Source organism: Prosthecodimorpha hirschii (assembly GCF_001305515.1).
Taxonomy (GTDB): domain Bacteria; phylum Pseudomonadota; class Alphaproteobacteria; order Rhizobiales; family Ancalomicrobiaceae; genus Prosthecodimorpha; species Prosthecodimorpha hirschii.
The window spans coordinates 4,892,682-4,908,521 of record NZ_LJYW01000001.1 but is presented as its reverse complement, the minus strand read 5'-3'; the positions used below and the strand labels follow the sequence as shown (position 1 = coordinate 4,908,521).

Below are 15,840 nucleotides of genomic sequence, written 5' to 3'. Positions count from 1 at the left end.
TGCGTAACCCGCCGGATCCATGGGCGCGCCGAGATCTCCATGAGCATGCCGAGGTCTCTCCGCGCATCCTATGATCTTTGGGCGCATCCCAAGATCTCCCGGGGCGCATCCTAGGATCTCTGGGTGCATCCTAAGATCTCCCCGGTCGCATCCCCGGACAAGGCCCGCAGGGCCGCCGATCCGGGGCCCACTCGCCTCGCAGCAGCGTCAAGATCACATGTATTGACAGGCACTTGTGGCGCGCTGCCAGCAGAGTAGGTCCCGGCTCTCCGCTGTCGCTCCGGCCGGGAATGCGGTGCGAGATGGTGCGTTCCGTCCCGGATCCACGGGCATGCCGACATCTCAATGAGGACACCGAGATCTCCCCGCACATCCAATGATCACTGGGCGCATCCCAAGATCTCCCGGGGCGCATCCTATGATCTCTGGGTGCATCCTAAGCTCCCCCCGGTCGCATCCCCGGACAAGGCCCGCAGGGCCGCCGATCCGGGGCCTACTCGCATCGCAGCAGCGTCAAGATCGCGGAGGACGCGAAGATTTGCGGCAAGTTGAGGAGCGAGTAGGTCCCGGCTCTCCGCTGTCGCTCCGGCCGGGAATGCGGTGCGAGATGGGCAGCCCTTCGCGAACTCCGCTCCGGCCTGGAATGCGGTGCGAGATGGTGCGTTCCCTGGCAGATGCACGGGAGCGCCGAGATCTGCATGGGCACACCGAGATCTCTCCGCGCATCCTATGATCTCTAGGCGCATCCCAAGATCTCCCGGGGCGCATCCTAGGATCTCTGGGCACATCCCACGATCCCCCGGTCGCATCCCCGGACAAGGCCCGAAGGGCCGCCGATCCGGGGCCCACTCGCCTCGCAGCGGCATCAAGATCGCGTGTAGCAACAAGCGCTTGCGGCGCGCCGCCGGCAGAGTAGGTCCCGGCTCTCCGCTGCGCTCCGGCCGGGAATGCGGTGCGAGATGGGGGTGTCCTTCGCGACATCCGCCCGTTCCAAAGCGAGATCCGGCGCGCGGCTCACATGGTGCGGACTTTGGGCACGCTGCGATCCTCCAGCATCAGGTGGGTCAGCGCCCAGACGAGGGCGTCGAGGCGGTCGGGCGAGCGGCCGGAGGAGAGACCGGAGGGACCGAAATCGGCCATCTCGTCTTCGAGTTCCGGGAAGGTGCCGGCATGGCGGACGCGGCCCTGGGCATAGAGGGCGGCGATCGGTTCGGCGCGCAGATACTTGCCGCGCCGGGCCCGCACGGCCTTGACGGGCACGCCGGGATCGACCTCGCGCAGCACCGCCGCGACCATGTCGCCGCCCTGGTTGACCTCGGCCACCAGGGCGTCGGCGTCGAGGCTGCGATAGAGCCCGACCGCACGGGCGGCCCATTCGGTCGGCCGCGCGCCCTGCACCGAGAAATCGGCCAGCACATAGCCGATGCCGTCCGCTCCGAGCCCGGCCGCGACGATGCCGCAGGCATCCGCCGCCCGGGTCGAGGCGGCCGGCGGATCGACCGCGACCGCGATACGGACCAGGTCCGCCGGCGGCCTTGCGAGCCGTGATCGCTCGATCTCCTCGCGCCGGAACAGGGCATCCGGCCGGTCGTCGATCAGTTCGCCCTCCAGTTCCTGGCGGCCGAGCCGGGTCCCCTGGTAGCGGGCGACGACGGTATCGAGGAAGCGCGGCGCCAGGTTGAAGGCGTTGGCGCGGGTCGCCGCGCGGGTCACCGCCGTGCCGGCCTCGTCGAGGAGGCGGCGGATCAGCGGGGTCGGGCGCGGCGTGGTGGTCGCCATCTGGCGCGGCAGGGCGCCGAGGCGCAGTCCGAATTGCAGCATGTCCCAAGACTCCTCGGCATGACGCCACTTGGCGACCTCGTCGGCCCAGGCGGCGCCGAATTGCGGCCCGCGCAGGGCCTCCGGATCCTCGCTCGAAAAGACCTGCGCGACGGCCCCGTTCGGCCATTCGAGCCGGCGCAGGGACGGCTTCCAGTCCGGCCGCTCGCCGCGCCGATGCACGGCCAGGAGCCCCGAGACGCCCTCGATCATCACGTCGCGCACATCCGCAAAGGTCTCCCCGACCAGCGCGATGCGGCCGACCGGCCGGTCCGCAAAGGGCGGCCGGCCGGCGACCAGGCCCTTGACCCATTCGGCGCCGGCGCGGGTCTTGCCGGCACCGCGGCCGCCGAGCACCAGCCAGGTGGTCCAGTCGCCCGGCGGCGGCACCTGATCGTCGCGCGCCCAGACCAGCCAGTCGTGCAGCAGCCGGTCGAGTTCGGCGGCGGACAAGCCCGCGAGCAGCCGCTCGTGATCAGACCTCGCCGGCGAGGCCGCGAATGCGGCGCGCAAGCTCCGTGCGGAACGCATCCTCGTCGCCCTCCTCAGGCGCGGCCGGCGCTTCCGGTCGCGTCTTGGCCTCCAGGTCGATCAGGAGTTCGATGGTGCGGGCGAGCGCGGCCAGCGTGCGGGCGTCCTTCTCGTCCGGCCCGGTCCCGTCGGCCGCCGTCAGCCGGCGTTCGATCTCGCCGATCTGCGCGTCGACCATCCGGAAAAGGCGCAAGACCAGCATGACCCGGTCGCCCTCGTTGATGCCGAGCCGCGGCGTCTCGGCCGGTTCGGCCCAGCCTTCGCGGGTCTTGTGGTAGTTGATGGTGCTCGCATTGACCCCGTAGTCAGCGGCCAGTTCGACCTGACTGCGCAGTCCGCTCTCATAGGCCGCCCGGATCGCCCGCCAGTCGAAGCGCTGGCGGCGTTCCGGCGGTCCGGCGCGACGCTTGCGTTTGGGCCGGGCGGCGGGACCATCGGGAGCGGTGGACGCCGCACCCGCCGAGGGATCGGGAGCGGCGGGCGTTGCACCCGCCGCGGGACCATCGGGAGCGGCGGGCGTCTCACCCGCCGCGGAACCGGCAACCGCGGCAGGCGCCGTCTCGGGGCGCGCGGCAGGGTCCGCCGCCGGGCCGGCCGGCACGGCTTCGTCAGGGTCGGTCATCGGATCGGTGGTCTCCGTCCGGCCAGGCGACGCGCGATGCCGCCCCGGAGAGCTTCGAAGCCCTGCAGGATCAGTACCTTGCGACCGCAATTTTGGGATGATGCAAGGAATTTAAGTGAGCAGCGTCACGCTGTCAACGCGAAATCACACGAATCGACAACTCTACATATTCATATTGGTTCAAGTTCCTGATCAAGCCATTGACCGCAATCGGCAATCACCCGGCCGACCCGGTCCGGCGCACCGGCCTGCGCGGCTTCGGATGCTCGCCCGGCCACTCCACGACATGGTCTTCCAGCTCTTCCACGGGGATATCGGCCTCCGATTTCACCCCCCGCCCGCGCACGGAGACGCCGGCCAGATGCACCGTCTCGGGATCGCCGGAGACCAGCGGATGCCACCAGGCGAGCGGCTTGCCGGCGGCGATGAGCCGGTAGGCACAGCTCGGCGGCAGCCACGTATAGGTCTGGTTGGTGACCTCCTCGACGTCGAGGCGCACGCAGTCGGGCACGAAATCGTGGCGGTTCGGATAGGAGCGGCAGCGGCAGGTGTCCGTGTCGAGCAGCCGGCAGGCGACGTCGGTCCAATAGATGTCGCCGGTCTCCTCCTCCTCGAGCTTGTTGAGGCAGCAGCGGCCGCAGCCGTCGCACAGCGATTCCCATTCCGCGTCCGTCATTTCGTCGAGGCGCTTGGCGCGCCAGAAGGGAACCGCGCCGGCTCCGGCCATGTTCGAGACCCGATCAAGAAGAAGTGGACCCAAGACCCCGACGCGCATCTCGACCGCGACCCGTGCCCTGCTTTAAACTCTCCTTAACGCAGTCGCCGCGTCCCGAGAATGGGCAACGGCGTCGCCCCGGACCAGGACAGACCCGCGTGACGCCTTCCGATCCGAACGGCCGCCAAGTTCCCGACCCGACCGCCGCCAATTCGTCGGCCGGAACCGCACCGTCGGCCGGCGGGGACCGGACTACCGCGGACCGGACCACCGTGGACCGGGCCGCCGCCGATCGCGCCGGATCCGCGCAGCTCGAGGCCGACGAGGCGACGCGCCTCGTGGGTGCGCCGGAGGCCGCCCGCCGGGATGGCGCCGGCGATCCGGCCGGCCCCGCGGACGCAAGCGCCGCGCCGGGCGGGGCCGCATCCGCCGCCGCACGCGGCGCGGCCGAACCGCGCCGGTCGCGTTTCGGCTTCCTGGAGCTCGATGCCTGGATCGACACCTCGATCTGGCGCGCCGGCCGCGGCATCGTCGAATCCTACGAGCGCTTCTCGATCTTCATGCGCCGCTTCACCGTGACCGGCTGGCGGCGCGGCCTGGTCGAACTGCTCGACGACGCCGCCACCTTCGGCGTCGCCGGCACGGTCCTGATGCTGGCGCTCGCGCTGCCGGCCTTCGAGGAGACCAAGAAGGACTGGCGCAAGGAAGTCGACTATTCGGTCACCTTCCAGGACCGCTACGGCAACCCGATCGGCAAGCGCGGCATCCTGCAGAACGATTCGGTTCCGCTGCAGGACATTCCCGATCACATGATCAAGTCGCTCCTGGCGACCGAGGACCGCCGCTTCTTCGACCATTTCGGCATCGACATCATCGGCACGGCGCGCGCCGTGGTCGAGAACCTGCGCCATCGCGGCGTCACGCAGGGCGGCTCGTCCCTGACCCAGCAATTGGCCAAGAACCTGTTCCTGACCAACGAACGCTCGCTCGAACGCAAGATCAAGGAAGCCTTCCTGGCGCTGTGGCTGGAATCCAACCTGACCAAGCGCGAAATCCTCAAGCTCTATCTGGACCGCGCCTATATGGGCGGCGGCACCTTCGGGGTGGCGGCGGCGTCCGAATTTTATTTCGGCAAGAGCGTGCGCGACATCAACCTGTCGGAAGCCGCGATGCTGGCCGGCCTGTTCAAGGCGCCGACCAAATATGCCCCGCATGTCAACCTGCCCAACGCCCGCGCGCGCGCCAACGAGGTGCTGACCAACCTGGTCCAGGCCGGCTTCTACACCGAGGGCCAGGTGCTCGCCGCACGCCGCAACCCGGCCAAGCCGGTCGACCGCAAGCGCGACTACACGCCGGACTATTTCCTCGACTACGCCTTCAGCAAGATCGACGAGCTCGACCTGCCGGTGCACACCCTGACGGTCAAGTCGACCATCGACATCGGCCTGCAGAAGAAGGCCGAGGAGGTCGTCGAGGGGCAGTTGCGCGAGGTCGGCCAGGAGCTCAACATCAGCCAGGCGGCCGTGGTGATCATGGAGCCGGACGGCGCGGTGCGCGCCATCGTCGGCGGCCGCGACTACGGCTCCAGCCAGTTCAACCGCGCCACCGACGCCAAGCGGCAGCCGGGCTCTTCGTTCAAGCCCTATGTCTATCTCTCGGCGCTCGTCTACGGAAACTACAATCCGCGTTCGGTCGTCTCCGACCAGCCGGTCTGCATCGGCGAATGGTGCCCGAAGAACTATGGCGGGCGCTATTCCGGCCGCGTCAACCTGACCGACGCCATCGCCCGCTCGCTGAACTCGATTCCCGTCCAGCTCGCCCAGCAGATCGGCCGCGAGCGCGTCGCCAAGTTCGCCCAGATGTTCGGCCTGCCGCTGCCCGACAAGCCGGACTGGCCCTTCGTGATCGGCGCCGTCGAGGTGCGCGTGATCGACCAGGCGGTCGGCTACGCGGCCTTCGCCAATGGCGGCTACAAGGTCGAGGCGATGCCGATCGAGCAGGTCCTGAACGGGGCCGGCGAGGTGATCTGGGACCGCAAGAAGAACGGCCCGGCGCCGAAGCGCATCGTCGCGGAGGACAAGGTCCAGCAGATCAACCAGATGATGAATGCCGGCGTCGAGCGCGGCACCGGCACGCGCGCCCGGCTCGAAGGCATCCCGGCCGCCGGCAAGACCGGCACCACGCAATCCTCGCGCGACGCCTGGTTCTGCGGCTTCACCGGCAACATGGTCGGCGTCGTCTGGGTCGGCAACGACGACTACCGGCCGATGGAGAAGGTCACCGGCGGCGTCGTGCCGGCGCCGATCTGGCACGACATCATGGAATATGCCCACGCGTCGATCGAGCTGAAGCAGGGGCCGGGCATGCCGCCGCCCTCGCGCAAGGCCGACCAGGGCGCCTCCGTGGCCGCCGCCGGACAGGGCAAGCCGGGCCTGACCGAGGTCGCCGGCGGCGCCGAACGGCCGAAGACGCTGACCACCCGGGCGGTCGGCGTGCTCTCCGAGATCGAAGGCCTGATGCGCCAGGCGTCGCCGGCATCCGTCTCGCCCGGCACGGGCCAGCCTGGAACGGGCCAGCCGGGCACGGGACAGCCCGGCTTCGGCGCCGCGCCGGGTCGCCAGGGCGCCCTGACCCCGCTCGACACCCGGCCCGGCGCGCCGTTGCGTCCGGTCGCCGGCGCGAACGAGAAGGCCGCCGCGGTCCGCCCCGTCCGTGCCGGCATCGGGCGGCTGACCTATGTCGCCGGCGACGCGGTGCGCCGCGGCGTCGAGACCCTGGTGGTGGCGGTCCGCTGACGCCGTTCCGGCGCCCCGGATGGGCCGAGACGGCGGTTCGGGCATCGGACGGATTCTGCCAGGGCACCGGCCGCATGGGCGGCGATCCCCAAACGGGTCGTCCTGTCCGCTTGACAGATCAGCGCGGGAAAAATACCCGGATGACACTCCATCTCCGGCGACGCTGAAGGTTCGGTCCATGCCCATGCGCACTTCCACCTGCGGGGGCATCGCCCTTCTCGCCGGTCTCGCAACCCTCACGTCCGCGGCGGCCGACGAGGTCGCCTATGACAAGCGCGGCCGCTGGAGCATCGCGGCCGTCACGGCGCCGGCCGGGTTCGACTACTGCACGGCCGACACGGACAACGGCAAGGTCCAGCTGCGGCTGGCGACGGACGGGCGGTCCTGGCAGGTCGGCGTTCCCTATTACGGCCGCAAGGGTAAGGTCGAAGCCTATTTCGGCTTCGGCGCGGCCGCGGAAGTCGCCAATTTCAACGCCGACGGCCAGGGCTGGGCCATGATGGCGATCGACAAGGATCAGGTCGACGCCTTCCGGTCGAACCCGTCCTTCTCAATCACTCTCGACCGGGGCGAGCAGAGCTGGACCCTGGCCGGCGCCGCCGCCGCCATCGACCTGGCCCGCGAATGCGTCCGCAACCGCGGCCAGAAGCAGGTCGCCGCCGCGCCGCCCCTCCCGGCACCCGCCGCCGCTTCGGGCAAGGGTTGTCCGCCGCCCGGCCGGGTCCGCTCCCAGAACAGCAACGTCGCCGTCACGGTCCTGTTCTACAACGGCACGAAGATGCCGCTCGACATCTACTGGCTCGACTTCAACGGCGAGTGGAAAAAGTACCACAGCCTCCGCCCCGACAGCAACGTCAAGCAGAAGACCTTCGCGACCCATCCCTGGATCGCCGTCGACCCCCGCGGCACCTGCCACGGCGGCGTCATGATGCCCGATCCCAGAGCCCGCGGCGAAGACGCCAACGAATTCCAGATCTGGGACTAGGTCGCGGCGCCGCCAGCTCCGGCGCAGGGCTGTTCGACCGCCGATCTTCCGGCTCCGTCCCCTTCTCCCCCCCAAGGGGGCGAGGGGAAGGAAGCTGTTGACGGATCTTGCAAAATCGACGGCTCCGACCCCGCGCCTCCGTCGCCTTCTCCCCGCCGGGGAGAAGGTGGCCGAAGGCCGGTTGAGGGGGCGATGCGCCAAACCATGATGAACGCACGGTCCGCGGGACATCTCCGCGCTCGGACCGCCCGCTCGGAGACGGCTGCCGGATCGCACAGGCGGTTCGAAGATGCCGGTCGTCAGGACATCCGCCGAGGCCAGCAGACGGCAAACTCCACCGACCCCACCGTCTGACAGGCCGTCGCCATGCCGGCGTCTCCAACGCCGTTGGAGACCGTCGGCGTTGACGGGCGCGGACGGCACGGCATAGTCGGAGTTGTACTCCCTCAAGGCCGCCCCAAGACGGGTCCGCCGCGCTCCCGACGAGGCCCCGCATGCCCACTCTCCGGACCGCCCTCGCCCTTGCCGTCACCCTTTTCGCCGCCACGCTCGGCGGACAGGCCCGGGCCGGCGATTGGGAGGATTGTCGCGACAAGTCCGGCGAACCGGCCATCCGGGCCTGCAGCGCCGTCATCGCCAATAATCCGAAGGACGCCGGAGCGTTCAACAATCGCGGTTACGAACACAATGCAAAAGGCGAACTCGACCTGGCCATCGCCGATTACGACAAGGCTATCGCCGTCAAACCCGACTATGCCGAAGCGTTCAATAATCGCGGGATCGCGTACAAAAACAAGAACAACGTCGATCGGGCCATTGCCGACTACGATAGAGCCATCGCCCTCAAACCCGATCTCGCCGAAGCGTTCTACAATCGCGGCATCGCCTACAAAAGCAAGAAAAATATCGACCGAGCCATCGCCGACTACGACAGGACCATCGCCCTCAAACCCAATTATGCTTCCGCGTTCAACAATCGCGGCGTCGCCTACTTCGACAAGAACAACCTCGATCGGGCCATCGCAGACTACGACAAGGCCATCGCTCTCAAACCCGACTTTGCCGAAGCATTCAACAATCGCGGTGCCGCCTACAGAAACAAGAACAACTTCGACCGGGCCATCGCCGACTACGACAGGGCCATCGCCCTCAAGCCCCACTACGACATAGCCCGCTCGAACCGGGCCATCGCCGTCGAGGCCCGCGATAAGGCCAAGACCCCGGCAGCCGCATCGCCGAGGTGATCGGCAATGCCCGCTACCGCCATACGCGGGTTCTGGCCAACGCCGCCGGCGATGCGCAGGCGGTGACCAGGGCGCTGGCCGGGCTCGGCTTCGAGGTCGGCGAGCCGGTGCTCGATGCCGACCGCACCGCTCTGATGCGCGCCCTGGTCGACTTCCGCGACAAGGCCGATCGGGCCGAGATCGCGATCGTCTTCTATGCCGGCCACGGCCTGCAGATGCCGAAGGACAATGCGGCCGAGAACTATCTGGTGCCGGTCGACGCGCGGCTTGCCGACAGCCGGGACGCGGAGATCGAGACCGTGTCGCTGACCGAGATCCTGCGCCAGATGGGCGGGGCCAAAAACCGGATCGTCGTGCTCGACGCCTGCCGCGACAACCCGCTCGCCAGCAGCATGCGCATGGCCGGCGGCGTGCAGCGCAGCGTCGAGCGCGGCCTCGCCCGCCCCGGCCCGGTGGCGCAGGGCACGCTGATCGCCTTCTCGACCGATGCGGGCGCGACCGCGGCCGACGGCGACGGCCCGAACAGCCCCTTCACCACCGCGCTCCTCAAGCATATCGGCCAGCGCCGCGACTTCGGCCTGATCATGCGCACCGTCCGCGCCGACGTGGCCGCCGCGACGCAGAATCGGCAGCTGCCGCTGGTCACCGATTCGCTCGTCGGCGACATCGTCCTGGCCGATCGCTGACCCCGCGCGCCCCGTCGACACAACCCGCGCAGGGCGCGCGGCGGCGGGCCGGCCGACGGCTGCGCATTCGCGGTTGACGCGGCGCGCGGGCTGTCGGAAGGATGGCGCCGAGCCTTGTCGCCCCCGTTCGAGCGGACCGCGCCTTGCCCTTCGTTCTCCGCCTCATCGTCGCCGTTGTGGTCGCGGTCGTCGTCGGCCTCGGTTCGGCCTGGCTGACGGTCGGCGAGGGCTGGGCGTTCCGCAGCTACAAGGCCGGCGACTGGACCGCCTGGCCGGAGGGCGGCAGCGCGACGCCGGATCCCTATTCGCGCGCCATCCTCGCCCGCACCGCGCAGATCCCGCTCGGCGGCGGCGAGGGCATCGCCTTCTTCGCCTCGCGCGATTCGGACCGCGCGCCGCTGCGCGGCGGCTGCGAATATGTGCTGACCGGCGACACGCCGCTGGCGCGGCTCTGGACGCTGTCGGTGGTCGACGCCAAGGGCGAGGTGCCGCGGCACCGCTCGGGCCGCACGCATTTCCACAGCCGCGAGGTGCTGCGCAAGCCCGACGGCAGCCTGGAGATCACGCTGTCGCCGCTCGCCCGGCCCGGCAACTGGATGCCGATCCCGGACTCCGGGGCGCTGACCGTGGTGCTGCGGCTCTACGATTCCGGCGCCGCCAATCCGCGCACGGCCGGCGCGCTGCTCATGCCGCGGATCGAATGGAAGGGGTGCCGCTGATGCGCCTCGTCTTCGCGATCGTGTTCGGTCTGGTGCTCGGCGGCATCATCCATATCGTCACCGTGCTCGGCCTGCCGCGCTTCGCCGCCGACGACGCCTTCACCCGCGTCGCCGGCTATGGCCCCGACTACCGCTTCAATCCGATCCCGCGGCCCGGTTCCGGAACGCCGACCCTGCCGCTGCTCGACCCGGCCTTCGCCCAGTATGTCTGCCGCTTCGATCTGGAGGACGGCCCGGTGCGCATCCGCGGCGCCATGCCGGACACCTTCTGGACGGTGGCGGTCTTCGACGGCCACGGCGTCAACACCTACAATCTGAGCGACCGCTCCTTCGGCCAGAAGCCGCTCGACATCCTGGTCGCCGACGCCGAGCAGATCGCGCAGATCCGCGAGAATCCGCCGGCCGACTTCAACGACCTGATCATCGTCGACTGGAAGGCCGACGACGGCTTCGCGGTGCTGCGCATCTTCGCCCCGAACGCCTCCGACCAGCGCGACGCCGACGCCTCGATCGCCAAGGCCACCTGCCAGACCGCGCCGCTGGGCTAGAGCCTGTCCCGGTCAGATCGAAACGACCTCGCCGAAAAGGACCGGCTCAAGCCATTGAATCTGGAGCATTTCCTTTTCGATTGGATCGACTCCATCCAATCGAAAGGGAAATGCTCCAGCAGATTGCTGAAAAACGCGTCGGAACGCGATCGGACGCGGGCCGTTTCAACTCTGTCCTCCCCGGGCTTGTCCCGGGGATCCAGACTTTCCAATGACTTGGCCATCGCACTGGATCCCCGGGACAAGCCCGGGGAGGACAGAATGGCGGGTTCGGAGTGATGGTCAGCAGACTGCTAGTGGTCAAAATCTGACATTTGCGTCCCGCAAATGTCAGATTGAATTGACCACGTCGTCAAAGAGTTCGTGGTTTGGATTCACGAGACGGATGGGTACCATCCGTCTCGATCAAACCACGAGTGGCGGCCGTCCGTTAATGCCAACGGCCCAGGATGCTGACGCATCGGGCTGTTGAAGTAACGCGAATTTCTCATATGCATCAGAAGCATGAGAAATTCGCGTATCGAATACCGACGATCATTCCATGACCGTCGGTATAAGATGATCGCCGGTCTTCGTTGCGCGACGGTCTCGGGCCGCTGCCGCCCCCGAGCGCTTGGCACGGGACGGCGGCCCGCCGCGTCGCCGTCCCGGGCCGCCGAGAGAGGGACACCCCATGATCCGCCTGAAATCCGCCATCTGGGTCGCCGCCCATATCCGCCGGCTCGCCGCCGAGGGGATCACCGCGATGGTGGCGCGGAGCGGGTCGGAGGAGGCCGGGGCGATCTTCGTCAAGGTCTGGCGCCGGGACGGCACCGCCGATCTCTACGGGCCGGCGCCGCAGAGCGCCTTCGAGGAGGATGGGCCGGGGCCGGACCGGCTGTTCGAACGGCTCGCCGAGCGCGTGCCCGAACGCGATGTCGAGGCGCGGCTCGCCTCCGAACGGCGCTTCGATCCGGACTGCTGGGTGATCGAGATCGAGGACGCCGACGGCCGCCACCGGCTCGACCTGGTCAAGCCGGACAATCCGGCCGACGCCTTCTTCCGCAAGCGGTAGCGGGCGCCCGGCGGCTGAGATCAGGGACCCGGGGTGCGCCCTGCGCCCTTGGGTGCCGACTTGCGCACTCGGGGTGCCGAACCGCGATCCGGCGACGGTCGCGCCATCCGGACGCTCCGCGGCGGGGCTGTTGCCCCACAGCAGGGCTACCACAGCGGTTGGCCGGCAGTTTGGGACGGATCAGGCCCTCCGGGCGGCCGTATCGCGGACTGCGGCGCGGCGCTGGAGCGCCTGCGGTTCGCGCCGGGACCCGGCGGCCTGGACCTGCCGCAGCGCCTCCACGGCGCGGATCTCGCCGCCGCGCCAGCGGTCGACCAGGGCCTGGGCGGCGCGCCAGCCGCCATGTTCGGCGAGACTGTCGAGGTCCTTCAGCCGCCAGTAGTCGCGGCCATGGGGAATGCCCTGGTGCAGCGCGATCGAGGTGATCAGCGTGCGGTCGATGCCGAGCGCCATGGCGGCGACCACCAGCGCCTCGCCGCCGGGATCGGCGACGATCCGGCGGGCGGTGTCGCGATCGAGTTCCAGGCCGACGGACAGCCACTCGGCCATGCCGACACGATCGCCGGCGACGGCGGCCTCGAACAGGCCCTGCCCGATCTCGCCGGCCTCGGCCGGGGCCTGATGGTGGCCGCGGGTCTCCAGGCTGCGGCGGGCGGCCTCGGCGCCCTCCTGGGCGAGCGCCTGCCAGCGCCGGTCCGCCTCCAGCCCGAGAAAGTCGTCGACGGGCAGCGGCTGCACGGGCGGGCGCCGGCGGGCCAGCCGCTCGGCGACGCCGGCATGCCGGCCGGCGCGCTCGGCGATCAGGTCCAGGTCCTCGGGCGTCAGGTCCGCGGTCGGGTTGTCGAGCAGGATCTCGATCACGTCCGCATCGCCGTCGAAGACCAGCGCGGTGACGACGCCGCTGGCCACGCCCGGTCGGCGCGCGATGGCGCGGCGATGGGCCTGCGTGCGGTGGCAGGCGATGCGGATCAGGTCGATGGCGCCGATGCACGGGCTCGACGACAGGATGGTTTCGGCGATGTCGATTTCGTCGTTGCCGATCGCGGCGGCGACCGCGGCGGGCAGGTCCGCCGCCGGCGCCAGCAGGTCGGCGACCGCGCGGCGATCCTCGGCCGCGGCCTCCGGATAGACCGACAGGAACAGATCCTCGAACACCGCCTGATCGTCCCGCCGGTGGTCCGGGCTTGCCGCGAACAGTTCGGCCGCCGCGCGCAGCACGGTCGCGGACCGCCCGGCCGGCGGCAATGTGGCGAAGCGGGAGAAGCCTTCCGAGGGAAACCGGGACATGGCCGACACTCTGAACACAGTCGGTGGAAAGCGCGGGCGCAGCGACCCGCATCGCAGATTGGACCGATTTCTCTAAGGTTCCGTTAAGGGTTCCGGCGCCTTTGCGGCCGGGCCGGGGCGCCGCCCCTTGCTGCCGGGACACAGTCGCGCCCGATCGTGTTGCCGATGCGCCAGTTTAAGACTTCGTTAACCATGCCGGCGTGACATCGGCCTGACGGCGGAATCGCGTCCGTCCGGTTTCCGTTCAGGGTGCGTCGAGGCCCGGCCGGGATGGCCCCCTAATCCGCGAACCTGCCCCCGGAGACCGCCATGGGCATCCTGATCCTGTTCGATCCGGCCCGAAAACCGCATCCCCGCCGCCCGGACGCGGCAATCGGCCCGGCCCGCATCCTGCTCTTCACCGGCGTGCGCTACGAGCGGCCGGCCGCGCCGGTCGAGGCCGACGCCCGCCGCGCCGCGCCCGGCCCCGGGCCGCGCGGCAAGGGGCCGAGCCGGCGCCGGAAGCGCGCGTGACCGGATCATGAGCCGGACCGCGATCCGACGTCCCGGCCGGGCTGCCACCGATGCGGCGGCGCGCCCGCCCCGCATCGTCGCCCTGGCGCTCGCCATCGCGCTCGCCCTGCCGGCGCTCGGCGGCTGCATCCGCCAGACCGGCGATTTCGACCGCGTTGAAGCCAATCCGATCAACGATACCGTGCTGCCCTTCGCCGGCGGTCTCGTCGCCGAATATGGCCGCGGCGAGATGGTCTCCTCATTCCAGAACACCGATCGCGAACTGGTCCTGCGCCAGCGCGCCTGGGCGCTGGTCGTGCCGCCGCACACCAAGGACTGGATCGGCGAGATCCTGGTCGAGGGCCAGCGCACGCGCCTGCTGCCCGAGATCGACCACCGCTACAACGTCGCCGCCTATTGGAACCTGCTGCGCTCAGACGGCCTGCCGATCCATGTCGACCGGCTGGAGATCAGCCGCTACGGCTTCGCGTCGTCGGAGGCGCGCTGGGCCCGGCTGATCTCCGACATGAACCAGGATGCCCTCCTGATCGGGCCGTTCTGGGCCGAGGCGCGCCGGGTCGCCGGCGACGACCGCTCCAGATTGGCGGCCATGAACCGGCGCCCGGACCTCTCGGTCAACGAACTGCGCGATGCGACCGCGCGCATCGACGAGAATGCCCGGGTGCTCGACTGGGTCTGGCGCTCGATGCGCTTCCGGCTGGTCTCCTACCGATATGCGATCGACCGGCTGGCCGTGGAGACGCCGACCGACCGGCGCGCCGCGGTCGAGCGCGCCTATGCGGCCCTCGAACAGGCGATCCATGCCGCCGAGCGCGAGAGCACGCTCTTGGCCGGCCGGCCCGGGCCGTCGATCGCCACCGCCGTCAAGCCGTCGCGGCTGGCGACCGCCACGCCGCCCGACGAGCCCGTGCCGCAGAAGTGAGGCGCGTCACCCGGGCGGGTAGCATCCGGGCGGACGGCCGGCCCGGCGGCGCCATCACAGCCCGAGGCGCTCGGTCAGACGCCGGATGGCATTGTCCTGGATCGGATCGACCGGACCTTCCAGGCCCGAAACCGTCCGGCACAGATCGACCAGTTGCCGGCGCTCCTCGATGCCCAGCGTCTCGCGGAACAGCCGCGTGAAGCGCAGCACCAGATTGGCCGGATCGGTGGTGCCCTCGGTCAGCCAGCGCGCGCGCACGATCAGCTCGGTCGGATTGTCGACCTCCATGACCCGGCCGGCCGCATCGGCGATCGCGGCCCGCTGCCGATCGGTCAGATCGCCATGGACGCGCGCCAGGGCGACCAGCAGCACCACCGCCGCCTCGCGCGGATCGGCGATCTGATCGAGTTTCGCCGTCTCGGCGGCCTTGCGGAACTTGCGCCGGCGCAAGGCGCCGCCGACGGTCTCGGCCGCGTCGGTCAGTTCGCGCGCCGCATCGGCGGCCGAACGCGCGCGGATCAGCCAGAAGGCGACGACACCCAGCAGGGAGGCAATGGCGATGACGATATGCATCTCGGCAATCCTGGCAGTGCAAACGGAAAGCGGAAGGTTCGATGCCGGAGCCTAGTTCAGGTTGATGAACCTGACCAGAACGGGCCTTCAGCCGGCAGTCATTTGCACACCTCCGGTGCCCCGCGGTATCATCCTGCCGCCGCCCGCAACGGCCGGAGAAGCCCATGCCCGTCTTCCTGCGCAGCCTCGTCCTCGCGCTCGCCCTCGCGGTCCTGGCCCTGCCGGCGGCTGCGGCCGAGACCTGCTTCGATCCCACCTCGTCGCGCCTGCCGATGCAGGCCGAACTCGACGACGGCTCGCATTTCGAGGTGATCGAGCGCCGGGGCGACCGGCTGCACTACCGGATCGGCCGCTCGCCCGAGACCATGCTGGAAATGACGGTGGCGGGCGCCTTCTTCACCACCGAGATGATCGGCGCCAAGGGCGCGCAGAATTTCAGCTGGTCCGTCGACCTGACGCGCCTGCCCCCGGTCGCGGCCGGCCAGACCGTCACCGCCGAGGCGACCGTGACCAGCCTGGCCGGGGCGAGCCGCCGCCTGTGGTCGGAGGCAACCGTCAGCGAGGGCGGCACCGTCACCATCGGCGACTGCACCTATCCGGTGCTGCGCATCGAGACGCGGCAGAGTTCCGACGGCGGCCCGATCGCCCGCGTCGTCCGGCTCTATCAGCCCGGCTTCATGTTCAGCCTGGAGACCATCATCCAGCTGCCGAACGCATCGCCGGTCACCACACGCGTCAAGGAATTGAGGTGACGGTGCAGCCGCGGGAGCACCGGCTCGGGGCCGGGGCGCGGACGCTCGCCGGGCGGCTCTCCCGCAAAGGGGACCC

Annotated in this window: 15 protein-coding genes; 10 read left to right on the top strand and 5 right to left on the bottom strand. The window is 69.8% G+C overall.

Features of this window, described 5'->3' with window-relative positions; translation table 11 throughout:
• Window positions 1-1,014 precede the first annotated feature (1,014 nt).
• The 3 genes from ABB55_RS21675 to ABB55_RS21665 all read right to left on the bottom strand — a co-directional run bounded on the left by ABB55_RS21675 (window position 1,015) and on the right by ABB55_RS21665 (window position 3,698).
• The gene (locus ABB55_RS21675; protein ID WP_083463833.1) at window positions 1,015-2,349 is read right to left on the bottom strand and encodes a DNA-packaging protein; all 1,335 of its coding nucleotides are present in this window, start codon (window positions 2,347-2,349) and stop codon (window positions 1,015-1,017) included.
• On the bottom strand, window positions 2,294-2,971 hold the full coding sequence (locus tag ABB55_RS21670) for a hypothetical protein (RefSeq protein WP_054360674.1): 678 nt from the start codon (window positions 2,969-2,971) through the stop codon (window positions 2,294-2,296). Before ABB55_RS21670 ends, ABB55_RS21675 begins: the two co-directional genes overlap by 56 nt.
• Window positions 2,972-3,188: 217 nt before the next feature.
• Window positions 3,189-3,698, bottom strand: coding sequence for a YcgN family cysteine cluster protein (locus ABB55_RS21665; RefSeq protein ID WP_054360673.1), 510 nt, complete (start codon window positions 3,696-3,698; stop codon window positions 3,189-3,191).
• Between the two features lie 146 nt (window positions 3,699-3,844).
• Between ABB55_RS21665 and ABB55_RS21660 the strand changes: the two genes are divergently transcribed.
• From ABB55_RS21660 to ABB55_RS21630, 7 genes are all read left to right on the top strand, one after another.
• Window positions 3,845-6,481: a transglycosylase domain-containing protein gene (locus ABB55_RS21660; RefSeq protein ID WP_054360672.1), complete on the top strand. Its 2,637-nt coding sequence runs from the start codon at window positions 3,845-3,847 to the stop codon at window positions 6,479-6,481.
• 178 nt (window positions 6,482-6,659) lie between these two features.
• Window positions 6,660-7,466, top strand: coding sequence for a VHL beta domain-containing protein (locus ABB55_RS21655; protein WP_054360671.1), 807 nt, complete (start codon window positions 6,660-6,662; stop codon window positions 7,464-7,466).
• Window positions 7,467-7,960: 494 nt separating this feature from the next.
• Window positions 7,961-8,710, top strand: coding sequence for a tetratricopeptide repeat protein (locus ABB55_RS21650; protein ID WP_054360670.1), 750 nt, complete (start codon window positions 7,961-7,963; stop codon window positions 8,708-8,710).
• Window positions 8,707-9,396: a caspase family protein gene (locus ABB55_RS21645; RefSeq protein ID WP_054360669.1), complete on the top strand. Its 690-nt coding sequence runs from the start codon at window positions 8,707-8,709 to the stop codon at window positions 9,394-9,396. Before ABB55_RS21650 ends, ABB55_RS21645 begins: the two co-directional genes overlap by 4 nt.
• Window positions 9,397-9,539: 143 nt before the next feature.
• Window positions 9,540-10,115, top strand: a complete 576-nt coding sequence (locus ABB55_RS21640; protein ID WP_054360668.1) for a DUF1214 domain-containing protein — start codon at window positions 9,540-9,542, stop codon at window positions 10,113-10,115.
• Window positions 10,115-10,663 (top strand): DUF1254 domain-containing protein, encoded by a 549-nt coding sequence (locus ABB55_RS21635; protein WP_152982132.1) that lies wholly within the window; start codon window positions 10,115-10,117, stop codon window positions 10,661-10,663. Before ABB55_RS21640 ends, ABB55_RS21635 begins: the two co-directional genes overlap by 1 nt.
• Before the next feature lie 673 nt (window positions 10,664-11,336).
• On the top strand, window positions 11,337-11,717 hold the full coding sequence (locus ABB55_RS21630; RefSeq protein ID WP_054360666.1) for a DUF1491 family protein: 381 nt from the start codon (window positions 11,337-11,339) through the stop codon (window positions 11,715-11,717).
• 180 nt (window positions 11,718-11,897) lie between these two features.
• Here ABB55_RS21630 and ABB55_RS21625 read toward each other — a convergent pair whose 3' ends face one another.
• Entirely contained in the window at window positions 11,898-13,004 is a 1,107-nt protein-coding gene (locus ABB55_RS21625; RefSeq protein WP_083463828.1) for a DUF2336 domain-containing protein, read from the bottom strand.
• A gap of 309 nt (window positions 13,005-13,313) precedes the next feature.
• On the opposite strand from ABB55_RS21625, the gene ABB55_RS21620 reads away from it, so the two are divergent.
• Together ABB55_RS21620 and ABB55_RS21615 are read left to right on the top strand one after the other, a co-directional pair.
• A complete protein-coding gene (locus ABB55_RS21620; protein WP_054360664.1) occupies window positions 13,314-13,517 on the top strand; it encodes a hypothetical protein in 204 nt (67 codons plus the stop codon).
• Between the two features lie 7 nt (window positions 13,518-13,524).
• Window positions 13,525-14,439, top strand: a complete 915-nt coding sequence (locus tag ABB55_RS21615) for a hypothetical protein (protein ID WP_054360663.1) — start codon at window positions 13,525-13,527, stop codon at window positions 14,437-14,439.
• A gap of 54 nt (window positions 14,440-14,493) precedes the next feature.
• Here the strand turns inward: ABB55_RS21615 and ABB55_RS21610 are convergent, their stop codons facing one another.
• The gene (locus ABB55_RS21610; RefSeq protein WP_054360662.1) at window positions 14,494-15,012 is read right to left on the bottom strand and encodes a TerB family tellurite resistance protein; all 519 of its coding nucleotides are present in this window, start codon (window positions 15,010-15,012) and stop codon (window positions 14,494-14,496) included.
• A gap of 164 nt (window positions 15,013-15,176) precedes the next feature.
• Here ABB55_RS21610 and ABB55_RS21605 point away from each other — a divergent pair, with 164 nt between their 5' ends.
• Window positions 15,177-15,764, top strand: a complete 588-nt coding sequence (locus ABB55_RS21605; protein ID WP_054360661.1) for a hypothetical protein — start codon at window positions 15,177-15,179, stop codon at window positions 15,762-15,764.
• Window positions 15,765-15,840: the final 76 nt, after the last annotated feature.

What these genes read in the sequence shown, in the direction of transcription:
- ABB55_RS21620 (WP_054360664.1), top strand. Translation starts at nt 13,314, where the DNA reads ATGGGCATCCTGATCCTGTTCGATCCGGCCCGAAAACCGCATCCCCGC.
- ABB55_RS21650 (WP_054360670.1), top strand. Translation starts at nt 7,961, where the DNA reads ATGCCCACTCTCCGGACCGCCCTCGCCCTTGCCGTCACCCTTTTCGCC.
- ABB55_RS21615 (WP_054360663.1), top strand. Translation starts at nt 13,525, where the DNA reads ATGAGCCGGACCGCGATCCGACGTCCCGGCCGGGCTGCCACCGATGCG.
- ABB55_RS21655 (WP_054360671.1), top strand. Translation starts at nt 6,660, where the DNA reads ATGCCCATGCGCACTTCCACCTGCGGGGGCATCGCCCTTCTCGCCGGT.
- ABB55_RS21665 (WP_054360673.1), bottom strand. Translation starts at nt 3,698, where the DNA reads ATGGCCGGAGCCGGCGCGGTTCCCTTCTGGCGCGCCAAGCGCCTCGAC.
- ABB55_RS21625 (WP_083463828.1), bottom strand. Translation starts at nt 13,004, where the DNA reads ATGTCCCGGTTTCCCTCGGAAGGCTTCTCCCGCTTCGCCACATTGCCG.
- ABB55_RS21670 (WP_054360674.1), bottom strand. Translation starts at nt 2,971, where the DNA reads ATGACCGACCCTGACGAAGCCGTGCCGGCCGGCCCGGCGGCGGACCCT.
- ABB55_RS21675 (WP_083463833.1), bottom strand. Translation starts at nt 2,349, where the DNA reads ATGCGTTCCGCACGGAGCTTGCGCGCCGCATTCGCGGCCTCGCCGGCG.
- ABB55_RS21635 (WP_152982132.1), top strand. Translation starts at nt 10,115, where the DNA reads ATGCGCCTCGTCTTCGCGATCGTGTTCGGTCTGGTGCTCGGCGGCATC.
- ABB55_RS21605 (WP_054360661.1), top strand. Translation starts at nt 15,177, where the DNA reads ATGCCCGTCTTCCTGCGCAGCCTCGTCCTCGCGCTCGCCCTCGCGGTC.
- ABB55_RS21630 (WP_054360666.1), top strand. Translation starts at nt 11,337, where the DNA reads ATGATCCGCCTGAAATCCGCCATCTGGGTCGCCGCCCATATCCGCCGG.
- ABB55_RS21610 (WP_054360662.1), bottom strand. Translation starts at nt 15,012, where the DNA reads ATGCATATCGTCATCGCCATTGCCTCCCTGCTGGGTGTCGTCGCCTTC.